Source organism: Streptomyces sp. NPDC031121 (assembly GCF_055570615.1).
Genome location: NZ_JBVIGV010000002.1, coordinates 423,937 through 440,771, shown reverse-complemented (window position 1 = coordinate 440,771; position 16,835 = coordinate 423,937). Strand labels below are relative to the sequence as shown.

General features: G+C 76.1%; 1 protein-coding gene. It reads left to right on the top strand.

The genetic code is table 11. The features are described from left to right. Positions 1-36 precede the first annotated feature (36 nt). A complete protein-coding gene (locus ACZ462_RS05145; RefSeq protein WP_467802903.1) occupies positions 37-16,800 on the top strand; it encodes a type I polyketide synthase in 16,764 nt (5,587 codons plus the stop codon). Positions 16,801-16,835: the final 35 nt, after the last annotated feature.

The window sequence follows — 16,835 nt, the reverse complement described above, 5'->3', positions numbered from 1 at the left end:
GGAAACCCCGGCATCTCACCTCGAGAGGTTGACACCCTGATGTCGAACGAGCAGAAGCTTCGCGACTATCTGAAGCGGGCCATCGCGGACCTTGACGAGACGCGCGAGCAGCTGCGAGAGGTGCAGGAGAAGAGCCGGGAGCCCATCGCCATCGTCGGCATGGCCTGCCGCTACCCCGGCGGCGCCGACACACCCGAGCAGCTCTGGGAGCTGGTACGCGGCGGAGTCGACGCCGTCTCCGCCTTCCCCGCCGACCGCGGCTGGAACCTCGAAGACCTCTGCGGAGGCGCCGAAGCCGAGGGCGGGGACGGCGCCGCGTACCCGCGCGAGAGCGGCTTCCTGCACGGCGCGGGCGATTTCGACGCCGACTTCTTCGGCATCTCCCCGCGCGAGGCCCTCGCCATGGACCCGCAGCAGCGGCTGATGCTCGAGACGGCCTGGGAGGCCGTCGAACGTGCCGGCATCTCGCCCCACGCCCTGCGCGGCACCCACACCGGCGTGTTCATCGGCGCCGGACACGGCGGCTACGACACCGCGGCCACCGCCGGTTCCGGCCGGATCCGCGAAGAGGTCGCCGGCCACGTACTCACCGGCAACACCGTCAGCGTCGCCTCCGGGCGCATCTCCTACGTCCTGGGCCTGGAAGGCCCGGCCGTCACCGTCGACACGGCCTGCTCCTCGTCCCTGGTCGCCCTGCACCTGGCCGTGCAGTCGCTGCGGCGCGGCGAGTGCACCCTCGCCCTGGCCGGCGGTGTCACCGTCATGTCCACCCCGCAGATGTTCGTGGAGTTCGGCCGCCAGCGCGGCCTGGCCGCCGACGGCCGCTGCAAGCCGTTCTCGGCCGCCGCCGACGGCACCGCGTGGAGCGAGGGCGCCGGCGTCATCCTGGTCGAGCGGCTGTCCGACGCGCTGCGGGCCGGGCACCCGGTACTGGCCGTCGTACGCGGCTCCGCCGTCAACCAGGACGGCGCCAGCAACGGCCTGACCGCACCGAACGGGCCTTCACAGCAGCGCGTCATCCGGCGGGCGCTGGCCGACGCCGGACTCGCCGCCACCGACGTGGACACGGTCGAGGCGCACGGCACCGGAACCCGGCTCGGCGACCCCATCGAGGCCACCGCCCTGCTCGCCACGTACGGCCAGGGGCGCCCGGCGGACCGGCCGCTGCTCCTCGGCTCGATGAAGTCCAACATCGGCCACACCCAGGCCGCGGCGGGTGTCGCCGGCGTCATCAAGACCGTGCTCGCCATGCGGCACGGCATCCTCCCCGCGACCCTGCACCTGGACGAGCCGTCCCCGCACGTGGACTGGACGGCAGGCAGCGTACGGCTGCTCACCGAGGAGGCCGCCTGGCCGGCGCACGAGGACCGGCCGCGACGGGCGGCCGTCTCCTCGTTCGGCGTCAGCGGCACCAACGCCCACGTGGTCCTCGAACAGCCGACGACTGCGCCGCCGGCCGCAACGGGCGGCGGGACCGACGCCTCCGGAGTGCTGCCGTGGGTGCTCTCGGCGAGGACCGCCGAGGCCCTGCGCGCGCAGGCGGCACGGCTTGCCGCACACGTACGTGACCACGCGGAGACGAACACAGCCGACATCGCCTTCTCACTCGCCACCACCCGCGCCGCGCTGGAACACCGGGCCGCCGTCGTGGGCGGGGACCGCGCCGACCTGCTGAGCGGCCTCGACGCACTCGCCGACGGCGAGGGCGCGACCGCACGCGCGGCCAAGGGGCCCCTGTCCGTGCTGTTCACGGGTCAGGGCTCGCAGCGGCTCGGCATGGGCCGGGAGCTGTATGCGCGTTTCCCGGTGTTCGCGCAAGCCTTCGACGCGGTGTGTGCGGAGCTGGACGTCCCGGTGCGGGACGTGGTCTGGGGTGAGGACGCGGAGGCGCTGAACCAGACGATGTTCGCGCAGGCGGCTCTGTTCGCCGTCGAGGTGGCGTTGTTCCGGCTGGTCAAGTCGTGGGGTGTGAAGGCTGATTTCGTGGCCGGTCACTCCATCGGTGAGGTGGCTGCGGCGCATGTGGCGGGGGTGTTCTCCCTCGCCGATGCGTGTGCGCTGGTGTCGGCGCGGGGCCGGCTGATGCAGGCGTTACCGGAGGGCGGTGCGATGCTCGCCGTCCAGGCGGCGGAGGACGAGGTCCTGCCGCTGCTGGGCGCGTCGGTGTCGATCGCGGCGGTCAACGGCCCCTCGGCCGTGGTCGTCTCGGGTGTCGAGGACGCGGTGGAGTCCGTCCGTGCGCATTTCGAGGGGCTGGGGCGCAAGACGACCCGTCTGCGGGTCTCGCACGCCTTCCACTCGCCGCTGATGGACCCCATGCTGGACGACTTCCGTGCGGTGGTGTCGGGGCTGTCCTTCGGCATACCCGCCATCCCGCTCGTCTCCAACCTCACCGGACAGCTCGCCTCCACCCGCGAACTGTGCACCCCGGACTACTGGGTGCGCCACGTCCGCGAAGCGGTCCGCTTCGGGGCCGGCATCCGTACCCTCGCCGACCTGGGCGTGACCGCCTACCTGGAACTCGGCCCGGACGGCGTGCTGTCCGCCCTGGCCGCCGACACCGCGGGCGGTGACGGCGCCGTCCTGGTACCCGCCCTGCGCAAGGGCACGGACGAGGAGACCTCGCTCGTCCGCGCGCTCGCCCGGCTCCACGTCCACGGCGCCGAGGTCGACTGGTCCGCGTTCTACGCCGACACCGACGCCCGTCCGGTCGAGCTGCCCACCTACGCCTTCCAGCACCAGCGCTACTGGCTCCCGAACAGCGGAACGGACCTGTTGCCCGGCGGCAGTTCCACGACCCCCGCCGACACGGTGGAGACCGCCTTCTGGGAGGCCGTCGAACGCGGTGACCTCGACGCCGCCTCTGCCGCACTCGGCATCGAGGGGGCTCCCGTCCAGGCGTCGCTCGACGACCTGCTCCCCGTCCTCGCAACCTGGCGCGCCCACCGTCGCACCCGCGCCGCCACCGACGCCTGGGCCTATCGGACCACCTGGACCGCCGCCCCCGACGGTTCCGCGACCGCGCTGCGCTCCGGCTCCGGCTGGCTGGCCGTCGTCCCCGACCACTCGGCGGACGACGAGGCACTCGCCGCGCTGCTCTCCGCCCTCACCGGTCTCGGCGCGCGCGTCGAGCGCCTCGTCGTGCCCGCCGCCGCAGGCGCCGACTCCCTGGCGGCGTCGGTCCGTACGGCCCTGGCCGACGCCACCGCCACCGGAGCGGTGTCCGGCGTCCTGTCGTTCCTCTCGTTCGACGAGCGCCCGCACCCCGCCCACCCGGCGGTCCCGCGGGGACTCCCCGCCACCGTCGACCTGCTGCGCGCACTGGAGGCGTCCGGATCGGGGGCGCGCCTGTGGTGCCTGACCCGCGGCGCCGTGTCCGTCGACGCGGCGCAGCCGCCCGCCGCCCCCGTCCAGGCCCAGACCTGGGGGCTGGGCCGGGTCGCGGCGCTGGAGTACCCGCAGCGCTGGGGCGGGCTGATCGACCTCCCCTCGGCCCTCGGCGGCCACGACCTCGCGGCCCGGGTCACCGGCGTGCTGGGCGCGGGCACGGCCGAGGACCAGATCGCCGTACGGCCCTCCGGCACGTACGTGCGGCGCCTCGCCCGCGTCGTGCCCGCCCACGACACGGAGCCGTGGACCGCCCCGCGCGGCACCGTCCTCGTCACCGGCGGTACGGGCGCCCTGGGCGGCCGTGTCGCCCGCTGGCTGGCCGGAGCCGGCGCCGAGCACCTGCTGCTGACCAGCCGGCGGGGCCCGGCGGCCGACGGCGCGGCCGAACTGGCCGCCGACCTGGAGGCATCGGGCGTCCGCGTCACCGTCGCGGCCTGCGACACCGCCGACCGCGACGCGCTCACCGACCTCCTCGCGGACCTCCCCGCCGAGCTCCCGCTGAGCGGTGTCGTGCACGCCGCCGGTGTCCTCGACGACGGCGTGCTGGACGCGCTGACCGGCGAGCGCTTCGAGACCGTACTGCGCGCCAAGGCGGAATCCGCCCGGCTGCTGGACGAACTCACCCGTGACCCGCAGGGCGGGTCGCAGCTGTCGATGTTCGTGCTGTTCTCCTCCGTCTCCGGCGTGCTCGGCAACGCCGGACAGGGCAACTACGCCGCCGCCAACGCCTACCTCGACGCCCTCGCCGAACAGCGCCGCGCCGCCGGGCTGCCCGCCACCTCCGTGGCCTGGGGCTCGTGGGCCGACGCCGGCATGGCCGCCGGCAGTGACGCCCTCGCCGACCGGATCCGCCGCAGCGGCATCGTCCCGATGGATCCCGAACTCGCCCTCGCCGCCCTCCAGCAGGCCCTGGCCCGCGGCGCCGCCTGCGTGACCGTCGCCGACATCGACTGGGACACCCTCGCCCCGGCCCTGACGGCCGCGCGGCCCAGCCCGCTCATCGGCGACCTGCCGGAGGTGCGCCGCGGGCCGGAACGGATCGCGGAGAAGGACGGCGGGAAGACCTCGCCGCTGCGTGAGCGCCTGCTCGGCCTGGCGACGCCCGCCGAACAGGAACGCGCCCTGACCGACCTGCTCCGCGAGGAGATCGCCCGCGTCCTCGGGCACGCCACCGCGGGCACCGTCGACGCCAACCGGGCGTTCCGCGAACTCGGCTTCGACTCCCTGACGGCCGTGGAGCTGCGCAACCGGCTCACCGCCGTCACGGGTGTGCCCCTGCCCGCCACGCTCCTCTTCGACCACCCGACCACGGCCGCCGTGGCCGCGCACCTGCGCGCCGAGCTGCTGGACGGGCACACCGCCGTCGCGGCCGACGCCGTCGCCGTACGGGCGGAGGCGGACGAACCCATCGCCATCGTGTCGATGGCCTGCCGCTTCCCCGGCGGCATCGGCTCACCGGAGGAGTTCTGGGAGCTGCTCGCCCGGGGCGGCGACGGCATCTCGGACCTGCCCACCGACCGGGGATGGGACACCGAAGGGCTCTACCACCCGGACCCGGAACACCAGGGCACCAGCTACGTCCGCGAAGGCGGCTTCCTCACCGGCCTGGCCGGCTTCGACGCCGACTTCTTCGGGATCTCGCCCCGCGAGGCCCTCGCCATGGACCCGCAGCAGCGGCTCCTGCTGGAGACCGCGTGGGAGACCGTCGAGCGGGCCGGCATCGCCCCCGACACCCTGCGCGGAACCGCGACCGGTGTGTTCGTCGGCTCCAACTTCCAGGACTACCAGCAGGTCCTCGGCACCGCCCCGGACGACGTCACCGGGCACCTGATGACCGGCAACGCGGCCAGCGTGGTCTCCGGCCGCGTGTCATACGCCTTCGGCTTCGAGGGCCCCGCCGTCACCGTCGACACCGCCTGCTCCTCCTCGCTGGTCTCCCTGCACCTGGCCGCGCAGGCACTGCGCCGGGGCGAATGCACCCTCGCCCTAGCCGGCGGCGTCACCGTCATGTCCACCCCGCAGGTGTTCGTCGAGTTCTCCCGGCAGCGCGGCCTCGCCCCCGACGGCCGCTGCAAGCCCTTCGCGGGAGCCGCCGACGGCACCGGCTGGGCCGAAGGCGCGGGCCTTCTGCTGGTGGAGCGCCTCTCCGACGCCCGCCGCAACGGCCACACCGTCCTCGCCGTGCTGCGCGGCTCCGCCGTCAACCAGGACGGCGCCTCCAACGGCCTGACCGCCCCCAACGGCCCCTCCCAGCAGCGCGTCATCCGCCAGGCCCTCGCCGACGCCGGACTCGGCGCCGACGAGGTCGACGCGGTCGAGGCACACGGCACCGGCACCCGCCTCGGCGACCCGATCGAGGCGCAGGCCCTGCTCGCCACATACGGGCAGGGGCGCCCGGCGGACCGGCCGCTGCTCCTCGGCTCCGTCAAGTCCAACATCGGCCACACCCAGGCCGCCGCCGGCGTCGCCGGTGTCATCAAGATGATCCTGGCCCTGCGCAACGGTCTGCTGCCGCAGTCCCTGCACATCGACGAACCGTCCCCGCAAGTGGACTGGTCGGCGGGCGCGGTCGAACTCCTCGCCGCCCCCGCCGCCTGGCCCGCCGTGGACCGCCCGCACCGGGCGGGCGTCTCCTCCTTCGGCATCAGCGGCACCAACGCCCACGTCATCCTCGAGGCGGCCGATCCGATGCCGCTCGCCGCCTCCACGGCGCCGGACGGGCAGGGCGCCGCCACGGCGGCCGACGCCGACGCCGCGACCGAAGCCGGGACCGCGCCCGCGGCCTCCGGTGAGGCCGGCCGGACGCAGCCGTCCCCCGCCCTGCCCTACGTACTGTCCGCCAAGTCCCCGCAGGCGCTGGCCGCGCAGGCCGCACGGCTGGCCGCGCACCTGCGGTGCGCGGGGGCCGCCGCCGAGCCGGCCGCTGTCGCGCACGCGCTGGCGACGACCCGCACCACCATGGAACACCGCGCCACCGTCGTCGCGGACGCCGACGCCGCCCTCCTCGCCGGCCTGGACGCCCTCGCCGAGGGCCGCGGCCAGGCATCGCCCGCCGTCCTCGAAGGCATCGCAGACAGCGACGGCGACACCGTCTTCGTCTTCCCCGGGCAGGGCTCCCAGTGGCCCGGCATGGCGCTCGAACTCCTCGACGCCGCACCGGTGTTCGCCGCCCGCATGGCGGAGTGCGCCGCAGCCCTCGACGCGTACACCGACTGGTCCCTCATGGACGTGCTGCGCGGAGCCGAAGGCGCACCCGGCCTCGACCGCGTCGACGTGGTGCAGCCCGTGCTGTTCGCCGTGATGGTGTCCCTCGCCGAGCTGTGGCAGGCGCACGGCGTCCGCCCGGCCGCGGTCGTCGGCCACTCACAGGGCGAGATCGCCGCCGCCTGCGTGGCCGGCGCCCTCACCCTGGACGACGCCGCCCGTGTCGTCGCCCTGCGCAGCCGGGCGCTGACCGCCCTGTCCGGGCAGGGCGGCATGGTCTCCGTGGCCCGGCCCGCCGACGAGGTCCGCGCGCTGCTGGCCCCCTGGGGCGAGCGGCTCTCCCTCGCCGCCGTCAACAGCCCGTCCTCCGTCGTGGTCTCCGGCGAGCCCGCCGCCCTGGACGCCCTCCTCGACGCCTGCGACCGGGACGGGATCCGCGCCAAGCGGATCCCCGTCGACTACGCCTCGCACTCCGCGCAGGTGGCCCGCATCGAGGCGGAGCTGGGCACCGTCCTCGCGCCCGTCGCACCCCGCGCGGCGCGCATCCCCCTCTACTCCACCGTCACGGGCGCCCCCGTCGACACGACTACGCTCGACGCCGCCTACTGGTACGCGAACCTGCGCGGAACCGTCGAGTTCGAGCAGGCCACCCGTGCCCTGCTCGACGCGGGCCACCGCGTGTTCATCGAGGTCAGCCCGCACCCCGTCGTCACCACCGGAGTCCAGGAGACCATCGAGGCCGCCGGCTCCGCCGCGGCCGCCACCGGCACCCTGCGCCGCGGCGAGGGCGGCCCCGCCCGGTTCATGCTCTCCCTCGCCGACGCCCGCAACCACGGCACCCGCATCGACTGGGACGCCTTCTTCGAGACCGTCGGGACCCCGCGCCCCGGTACCCCGGCACCCCTGCCCACGTACGCCTTCCAGCACCGCCGCTACTGGCCGCGCCCCGCCACCGGCGGCGCCGCGGACGTCGCCTCGGCCGGACTCGGCTCCTTCGACCACCCGCTCCTCGGAGCCGCGCTGCCGCTCGCCCTCGGCGACGAACTCGTCGCCACCGCCCGCTGGTCGCTGCGCAGCCACCCGTGGCTCGCCGACCACATGGTCGGCGGCGCCGTCATCGTGCCCGGCGCCGCACTCGTCGAGGTGGCCGTCAGGGCCGGTGACGAGCTCGGCTGCGGCCGGATCGAGGAGCTGACCCTGCACGCGCCCGTCCTGCTGCCCGAACACGGCGGCATCCGGGTGCAGATCGCGGTCGGCGCCGCCGACGCCTCCGGGCTGCGGACCGTCACCGTCCACACCCGCCCCGACGACGAGCCGGAAGCGGAGTGGACCCGCCACGCCGACGGCACGCTCGGCGCGCCCGGCGCGGAACCCGCCGGCGAGGTGTTCGCCGCCTGGCCCCCGCGCGGGGCCGAGCCCGCCCCGGAGATCGACGGCCACTACGCGTCGCTGCGCGCCGAGGGCTACGCGTACGGCCCGGTGTTCCAGGGCCTGCGGGCGGCCTGGCGGCTCGACGCGGACGTGTACGCGGAAGCCGCCCTGCCCGAGGCGGCCCTGGCAGACGCCGCCCGCTTCGGCATCCACCCCGCCCTGCTGGACGCCGCGCTGCACGCGGCCGGACTCGGCCCGCTCAGCAACGCCGAGGGCAGCACCGGCCTGCCCTTCTCCTGGACCGGGGTCACCCTCCACGCCACCGGGGCGACCGCCCTGCGGGTCCGCCTGAGCCCCGCCGGGCCGGGCGCGGTGTCGGTCCTGATGGCCGACCCGCTGGGCCGCCCGGTCGCCACCATCGACGCCCTGGCGGTACGGCCGATCGAGGCCGCCGCGCTCGGCGCTGCCGACGCTGACTCCCGTACGGTCCGCGAAGCCCTGTTCCACCTGGACTGGACCCCGCTGCAGGCGGCCTCCGCGCCCTCCACGGCGCAGACCGGCCCGGCCGGGATCGCCCGCTGGGCGCTCCTCGGCTCCGAGACCGGGCAGGCCGCCGCCCTCACCGAGGGCGGCGCGGCCCTGGCCCGCTGGGACAGCCTGGCCGACCTGGCGGCCGCGCTGCCCGCGACAGGCACCCCGGACGCGCTGCTGCTCACCGCCGAAGCCGGCGCGGGCCCCGCGGCCGATCCCGCCGCACGGGCCGCCGCCGTCCTGGAAACGGTGCTCGCCACCCTCCAGGACTGGCTGGCCGACGAACGGTTCGACACGACCCGGCTGGTCGTCGCCACCCGGGGCGCCGTCACCCCCGACCCCGGCGGTGACGTCACCGATCTGCCCGGCTCGGCCCTGTGGGGCCTGCTGCGTTCGGCCCAGTCCGAGAACCCCGGCCGGATCGTCCTCGCCGACCTCGACGACGACCCCGCCTCCTGGCGGGCCCTGCCCCAGGCGGTCGCCGCCACCGGCGAGCCGCAGCTGGCGCTGCGCCAGGGCGCCGCGTACGCACCCCGCCTGGCCCGCACCCACGCCTCGGGAGCACTCACCGCGCCCGAGGGCACGGCCGCCTGGCGGCTGGACATCCCCGAGAAGGGCAGCCTCGACCACCTGGCCCTGCTGCCCGCCCCGCAGGCGTCCGCGCCGCTGGCACCCGGGCAGGTCCGGATCGAGGTCCGGGCCGCCGGACTCAACTTCCGCGACGTCCTCAACGCCCTCGGCATGTACCCCGGAGGCGCCGAGTTCCTCGGCTCCGAGGCCGCCGGCGTCGTCGTCGAGACCGCCCCCGACGTCACCGGCCTGAACGTCGGCGACCGCGTCTTCGGCATGGTCGCGGGCGGCTTCGGCCCCCTCGCCGTCGCCGACGCCCGCGTCGTCACCCGGATGCCGGCCGGCTGGACCTTCGCCCAGGCCGCCGCCGCGCCCGTCGTGTTCCTCACCGCGTACTACGCGCTGCGCGACCTCGCAGGCCTCACCGAGGGCGAAACCGTCCTCGTCCACGCCGCGGCCGGCGGAGTCGGCATGGCCGCCACCCAGCTCGCCCGGCTGTGGGGCGCCGAGGTCTACGGCACCGCGAGCGAGCCCAAGCAGCGCCTGCTGCGGGCCGCGGCCGACGGCCTGCCCGCCGGCCGCCTCGCCTCCTCCCGCACCCTCGACTTCGAGGAGGCCTTCCGCGCGGCGAGCGGCGGCCGCGGAGTGGACGTGGTCCTCAACTCCCTCGCCGGCCAGTACGTCGACGCCTCACTGCGCCTCCTGGCGCCCGGCGGCCGACTCATCGAGATGGGGAAGACCGACATCCGCGACGCCGCCGACGTCGCCCGCGACCACGACGGCGCCTTCTACCGGGCCTTCGACCTGATCGAAGCCGGCCCCGAGCGGATCGGCGAGATGCTCACCGAACTCGTCACCCTCTTCGAACAGGGCGCCCTGCGCCCGCTCCCGGTCACCGCCTGGGACCTCACCCACGCCCCCGACGCCTTCCGGTACGTCTCCCAGGCCCGCCACACCGGCAAGGTGGTCCTCACCGTGCCCCGCCCGTGGAACCCCGACGGCACCGTCCTCATCACCGGCGGCACCGGCGAACTCGGCCGCGCGCTCGCCCGCCACCTCGTCACCGCACACGGCATGCGGCACCTGCTGCTCGCCGGCCGCCGCGGCCCCGACAGCCCCGGCGCCGCCGAACTCCGCTCCGAACTGGCCGAACTGGGCGCCGAGGTCACCCTCGCCGCCTGCGACACCGCCGACCGGGCGGCGCTCGCCGCGCTGCTCGCCTCCGTCGGCGCCGACCACCCGCTGACCGCCGTCGTCCACGCCGCCGGCGTGCTCGACGACGGCGTGGTCGCCTCCCTCACCCCCGAGCGGCTGGCGACCGTACTGCGCCCCAAGGCGGACGCGGCCTGGAACCTCCACGAACTGACCCGCCACCTGGACCTCGCCGACTTCGTGCTGTTCTCCTCGGCGGCGGGAACCTTCGGCAACGCCGGGCAGGGCAACTACGCGGCCGCCAACACCTTCCTGGACGGACTCGCCCGCCACCGCCAGACCGCCGGCCTGCCCGCCACCTCCCTCGCCTGGGGCCTGTGGGCCCAGGCCAGCGGGATGACCGGACACCTCGACGAGGGCGCCCGCAGCCGCGCCCGCTCCACCGGCGCGCTGCCGCTCGCCACCCGCGACGGGCTCACCCTGTTCGACGCGGCGCTCGCCGCCCGCCGGCCGCTTCTCGTACCCCTGCGCCTGGACGGCGCCGTCCTGCGCCGCCGCGCCCCCGAGTCCCTGCCGCCGATCCTGCGGACCCTGTTCCGGGGCACGGCCGCCCGGCGCGCCGCCGAGGCCGGACCGGGCACCGCCGTCCCCGGCGGAGGCCTGCGGCAGCGGCTGGCCGCACTGCCCTCCGCCGAACGGCAGACCGCACTGGTCGAGCTGGTCACCACGTACGCGGTCGCCGTGCTCGGCCACGCCGACCCCGGCCTGATCCACGCCGGGAAAGCCTTCCGCGACCTCGGCTTCGACTCGCTGACCGCCGTCGAGCTGCGCAACCGGCTGGGCACCGCCGCCGGGCTGCGGCTCCCCGCCACCCTCGTCTTCGACCACCCGACGCCCGTCGCGCTCGCAGAACACCTCGGCGGCCTGCTGGCGGACGCCGCACCCACGGCCGAAGCGGCCGCCGCACAGGTGACCGCCGCCCCGGACGAGGACCCGGTCGTCATCGTCGGCATGGCCTGCCGCTACCCGGGCGGCGTCCGCTCGCCCGAGGACCTGTGGACCCTGCTGGCCGACGGCACCGACGCCATCGGCGGCTTCCCCGCGGACCGGGGCTGGGACCTGGAGCACCTCTACGACTCCGTCCCCGAGCACCCGGACGCCTCCCGCACCCTCGAAGGCGGATTCCTGCACGACGCCGCCGAGTTCGACGCCGACTTCTTCGGCATCAGCCCCAACGAGGCCACCGCCATGGACCCGCAGCAGCGCCTGCTGCTGGAAACCGCGTGGGAGGCGGTGGAGCGGGCCGGCATCGACCCGAGGTCCCTGCGCGGCAGCCGCACCGGCGTCTTCGCCGGACTGTCCTCCAGCGACTACATGTCCCGCGGAGCCGACGTCCCCGAGGCGCTCGCCGGATACGTCAACACCGGCAACGCCGTCAGCGTCGTCTCCGGCCGCGTCTCCTACGCCCTCGGCCTGGAGGGACCGGCCGTCACCGTCGACACCGCCTGCTCCTCCTCCCTGGTGGCCCTGCACATGGCCGCCCAGGCGCTGCGGGCCGGTGAGTGCTCGCTCGCCCTGGCGGGCGGTGTGACCGTCATGTCCTCCCCGGCGATCATCGTGGACTTCTCGCGGCAGCGCGGGCTGGCCGCCAACGGCCGCTGCAAGCCCTTCTCGGCCGACGCCGACGGCACCGGCTTCTCCGAAGGCGCCGGCCTGCTCGTCCTCGAACGCCTCTCGGACGCCGTACGGGCCGGCCACCAGGTGCTGGCCGTCGTCCGCGGCTCGGCCGTCAACCAGGACGGCGCCTCCAACGGGCTGTCCGCCCCCAACGGGCCCTCCCAGCAGCGGGTCATCCGCCAGGCCCTCGCCAACGCCGGCCTGACCGGCGCCGACGTCGACGCGGTCGAGGCCCACGGCACCGGCACCCGGCTCGGCGACCCGATCGAGGCCCAGGCCCTGCTCGCCACCTACGGCCGGGAACGGGACGCGGACCGGCCGCTGCGGCTGGGCTCCGTCAAGTCCAACCTCGGGCACACCCAGGCCGCGGCCGGTGTCGCCGGCGTGATGAAGATGGTGCTCGCCATGCGCCACGGCACGCTGCCGAAGTCGCTGCACGCCGGCGAGCCGACCCCGCACGTGGACTGGCCGGCCGGCGCCGTACGCCTCCTGGACGAGGCGGCCGCCTGGCCCGCCTCGGACGACCGCCCGCGCCGGGCCGGAGTCTCCTCCTTCGGCATCAGCGGCACCAACGCCCACGTGATCCTGGAACAGGGCCCCGACGCGGCGAGCGGCTCGGCCGCCGCCGGCGGGTCCGGTGAGCTTGGGAAGGCGGAGCCGGCCGGCTCCGAGCCCCAAGCCCCGCCGGCCGCGGTGCCCGGCACACCGGAACCGGCCGCGGCCGCCGCTGCCGGCCCGGCCGCCCCGGCCGAAGCCGCCGACCGGCCCCTGCCCTGGCTGCTGTCCGCGCGGAGCGCACCCGCGCTGCGCGGGCAGGCCGCCGCCCTCCTCGCCCACCTGGACACCCCCGCCGGACGGCGCAGCGCACCGATCGACCTCGCCGCCTCCCTCGCCACCCGGCGGGCCCTCCTCGAACACCGCGCGGTCGTCACCGCGGCCGACCCCGCAACCCTGCGGAGCGCACTGGCCGGGCTCGCCGACGGCACCCCCGCTGCCGGACTCGTCCAGGGCCGGCACACCTCCGGCCGCGACCGCAAGACCGTCCTGGTCTTCCCCGGCCAGGGCTCCCAGTGGGCCGGCATGGGCGCCGGACTCCTCGACACCTCGCCGGAGTTCGCCGCCCGCATCGCCGCCTGCGAGCAGGCCCTCGCCCCGTACGCGGACTGGTCTCTGACCGCCGTACTGCGCGAGGAGCCGGGCGCCCCGCCGCTGGACCGCGTCGACGTGGCCCAGCCCGCCCTCTGGGCGGTCATGGTCGCGCTCGCCGAGGTCTGGCAGGCGCACGGCGTCCGCCCGGCCGCGGTCGTCGGCCACTCCCAGGGCGAGATCGCCGCCGCCTGCGTGGCCGGCGCCCTCTCCCTGGAGGACGGCGCCCGCGTGGCCGCCCTGCGCAGCCGCGCCATCGCCGCCCACCTCTCCGGCCGCGGCGGCATGGTCTCCGTCGCCGCGTCCCACGAGGACGTCCTCGCCCGCCTCACGGCCTGGGAAGAGCGGATCTCCGTCGCCGCGGTCAACGGCCCCGGCTCCGTCGTGGTCTCCGGCGAGCCGGACGCCCTCGACGCCCTCGTCGACGCCTGCGCCCGGGACGGCGTACGCGCCAGGAAGATCCCCGTCGACTACGCCTCCCATTCGGCGCAGGTCGAACGCATCCGCGAGACGGTCCTCGCCGACCTCGCCGGCATCGAGACCGGCGAACCCCGCATCCCCTTCCTCTCCACCCTCACCGGACAGTGGATCGGAGCCGGCACCGCGCTGGACGCCTCGTACTGGTACGAGAACCTGCGCCGCACCGTCCGCCTCGAGGACGCCCTGCGCACCCTCCTCGCCCAGGGCCACGACGTCTTCGTCGAGTCCAGCCCGCACCCGGTGCTGACCGCCGCCATCGAGGACACCATCGCCGCCGCCGGGGCGGACGCGCGGACCCTCGGCTCGCTGCGCCGCCAGGACGGCGGACCGGAGCGGATGCTGGCCTCGCTCGCCGAGGCGCACGTCCAGGGCGTACGCGTCGACTGGAGCGGCCTCCTGGGCGGCCGCCCGGCGGCCGACCTGCCCACGTACGCCTTCCAGCGCAGCCGCTACTGGCTCGACGCGGCCCCGGCCGCCGCGGCCGCCGGCCCGGCGGACCCCGCCGGCCTCGACGGCGTCGTCCGCCTCGCCGACGGGGACGGATCCCTCGTCCTCACCGGCCGGATCGGAGCCGCCACGCACCCGTGGCTGGCCGACCACACCGTGCACGGCTCCGCCGTCGTCCCCGCGACCGCGCTGCTCGACTGGGCGGTCCGGGCCGCCGACGAGGCCGGTTGCACGACGGTCGAGGACCTCACCGAACTGGTCCCGCTGGCCGTCCCCGAGGATGGCACCGCAGAAGTCCAGCTGACCGTGGCAGCCGCCGAGGCGGGCACCCGCCGGCTGACCCTCCACGCCCGGACCGGAGCCGACGAGGACTGGACCCGCCACGCCACCGGCACGCTCTCCCGGGCGGCCGTACCGGCCGGCGAGCCGTTCGACACGACGGACTGGCCGCCGCACGGCGCCCGCCCGGCCGACACCGAGGAGCTGTACGCCGTCCTCGCCGAAGGCGGCTACGACCCCGGACCGCTCCACCGCACCGTCCGCGCACTCTGGACGACCCCCGACGGCGACACCCTCGCCGAAGTGGCCCTGCCCCAGGAGCAGCACCCGGCCGCGTCCGCCTTCCGGATCCACCCGGCCCTGCTCCAGACCGTGCTGGCCATGGCCGCCGGCCGGTCCGGGCGAGCCGAACTGCCGACCGCCTGGCACGCGGTGAACCTCACGGCCACCGGCGCCGCCCACCTGCGCCTACGGATCACCCGTACCCGGGACGGCGCCCTGTCCCTGACCGCGGCGGACGCCACGGGCGCTCCCGTCCTCACCACGGGCGCCGTCACCACCGGCGCGCCCGCGGCCGCGGCCCGGCACCCCCAGGCACTGTTCGAAACCGCCTGGACGGAGCCGGACTGGGCCCCGGCCGCCGAAGCCCTCGCCGAACCGGCCACCGGCACCCGGTCCTTCACCGGCCTGCCCGCCCTGCTGGAGGCCCTCGGCACGGAAGGCGCGGACGCCTTCGCCGACACGGTGCTGCTGCGGCTGCCCGCGGCCGGCGACGCCGCAGACCCGGAGGGCCCCGCCGACAGCACCCCCGTACGGGAGATGCTGCACCTCGCCCAGACCTGGCTGGCCGATCCGCGCTGCGCGGACTCCCGGCTGGTCCTCGTCACCGCGGGCGGCGGCGCCGCGCTCACCGACGCCGCCGTCCACGGACTCATCCGGTCCGCGCAGGCCGAACACCCCGGCCGGTTCCTGCTCGTCGACACCGACGGCGACCCGGCTTCCGAGCGCGCACTGCCGGCAGCCGTCGCGGCCGCCGCAGCCGCCGACGAAGCCCACCTCTCCCTGCGCGCCGGCACGGTGACCGTACCCAGGCTCCGGCGCGCCGCACCCCCACAGGACCCCTCGGGCCTCCCCGCCTGGGAATGGGACGCGCACGGCGACGGCACCGTCCTCATCACCGGCGGCACCGGAACCCTCGGCGCGCTCGTCGCCCGGCACCTGGTCACCCGACACGGCGTCCGGCACCTGCTGCTCACCGGCCGCCGCGGCCCCGCCGCACCGGGCGCGGCCGAACTCCGCGACGAACTCACCCGCCTGGGTGCGACCGTCACCATCGCCGCCTGCGACGCGGCCGACCGCGACGCCCTCGCCGGAGTGCTCGCCGCAATCCCGGCCGGACACCCGCTCACTGCGGTCGTCCACGCGGCGGGCGTCCTCCGGGACGGCCTCCTGGAGAACCTCACCGCCGAGGACCTCGACCACGTGTGGCGCCCGAAGGCGGAAGCCGCCTGGCACCTGCACGAGCTGACCCGCGACACCGAACTGTCCGCCTTCGTGCTCTTCTCCTCCTTCGCCGGAGTCATCGGCGGCCCGGCCCAGGCCAACTACGCCGCCGCCAACTCCTTCCTCGACGCCCTCGCCCACCGGCGCCGGGCCGAGGGGCTCACCGCGGTCTCCCTCGCGTGGGGATACTGGGGAGATTCCAGTGAAATGACGTCCAAGCTGGGCCCCGTGGATGTCGCCCGTTTCGCCCGCTCAGGAATGCTGCCGCTCTCGGCAGGCCAAGGACTCGGCCTGCTCGACGCCGCCGCGGCCCTCGACCGCGCCCTCCTGGTCCCCGTACGCCTCGACCCGCGGGCCTGGTCGGCCGCCGGCCGTGCGCCGGCACTGCTCCGCGCGCTCGCCCCCGTACCGACCGTCGTACGGAGGTCCGCGAGCACGCCCGGAGCCACCGCCCCGGCGGACGGGACCCGGCACGACGGCGGCTTCACGGAGCGGCTGGCCGGACTCGGCGAGGCCAAGCGCGAAGAGCTGCTGCTCCAACTGGTCACCGGGCATGCCGCCACCGTCCTCGGCCACGGCTCGCCCGCCTCGATCGACGCCGAACGGGGCTTCCTCGACCTGGGCATGAGCTCCCTCACGGCCGTGGAACTGCGCAACCGCCTCAACGCCGAGACCGGCCTGCGGCTGCCGACGACAGCGGTCTTCGACCACCCGACCCCGCTGGCCCTCGCCCGGCACCTGCGCGCACAACTGGCATCCGCGGGCGGCACGGAGCCGGACGGCTCCCTCCTGCCCGGCCTCGACGAGCTGGAGCGGGCCCTGACGGCCGGCGCGGCCTCCGCACTCGACGCGGACAGCCGCGCCCGCCTGACCGCCCGCGTCAAGGCACTGCAATGGAAGCTCGACGACACCGTCCGCGGCGTGGCCGACCACACCGGCGAGGGCACCGGCGGGGACGCGGACGGCACCGGTGCCGACGCCGACCTGGAAGCGGCCTCGACGGACGACGAGATCTTCGACCTGATCGACAAGGAACTCGGCCTCGCCTGACCGAGCCGGCCGGCCGGGCGCACCGGGCAGGCCGA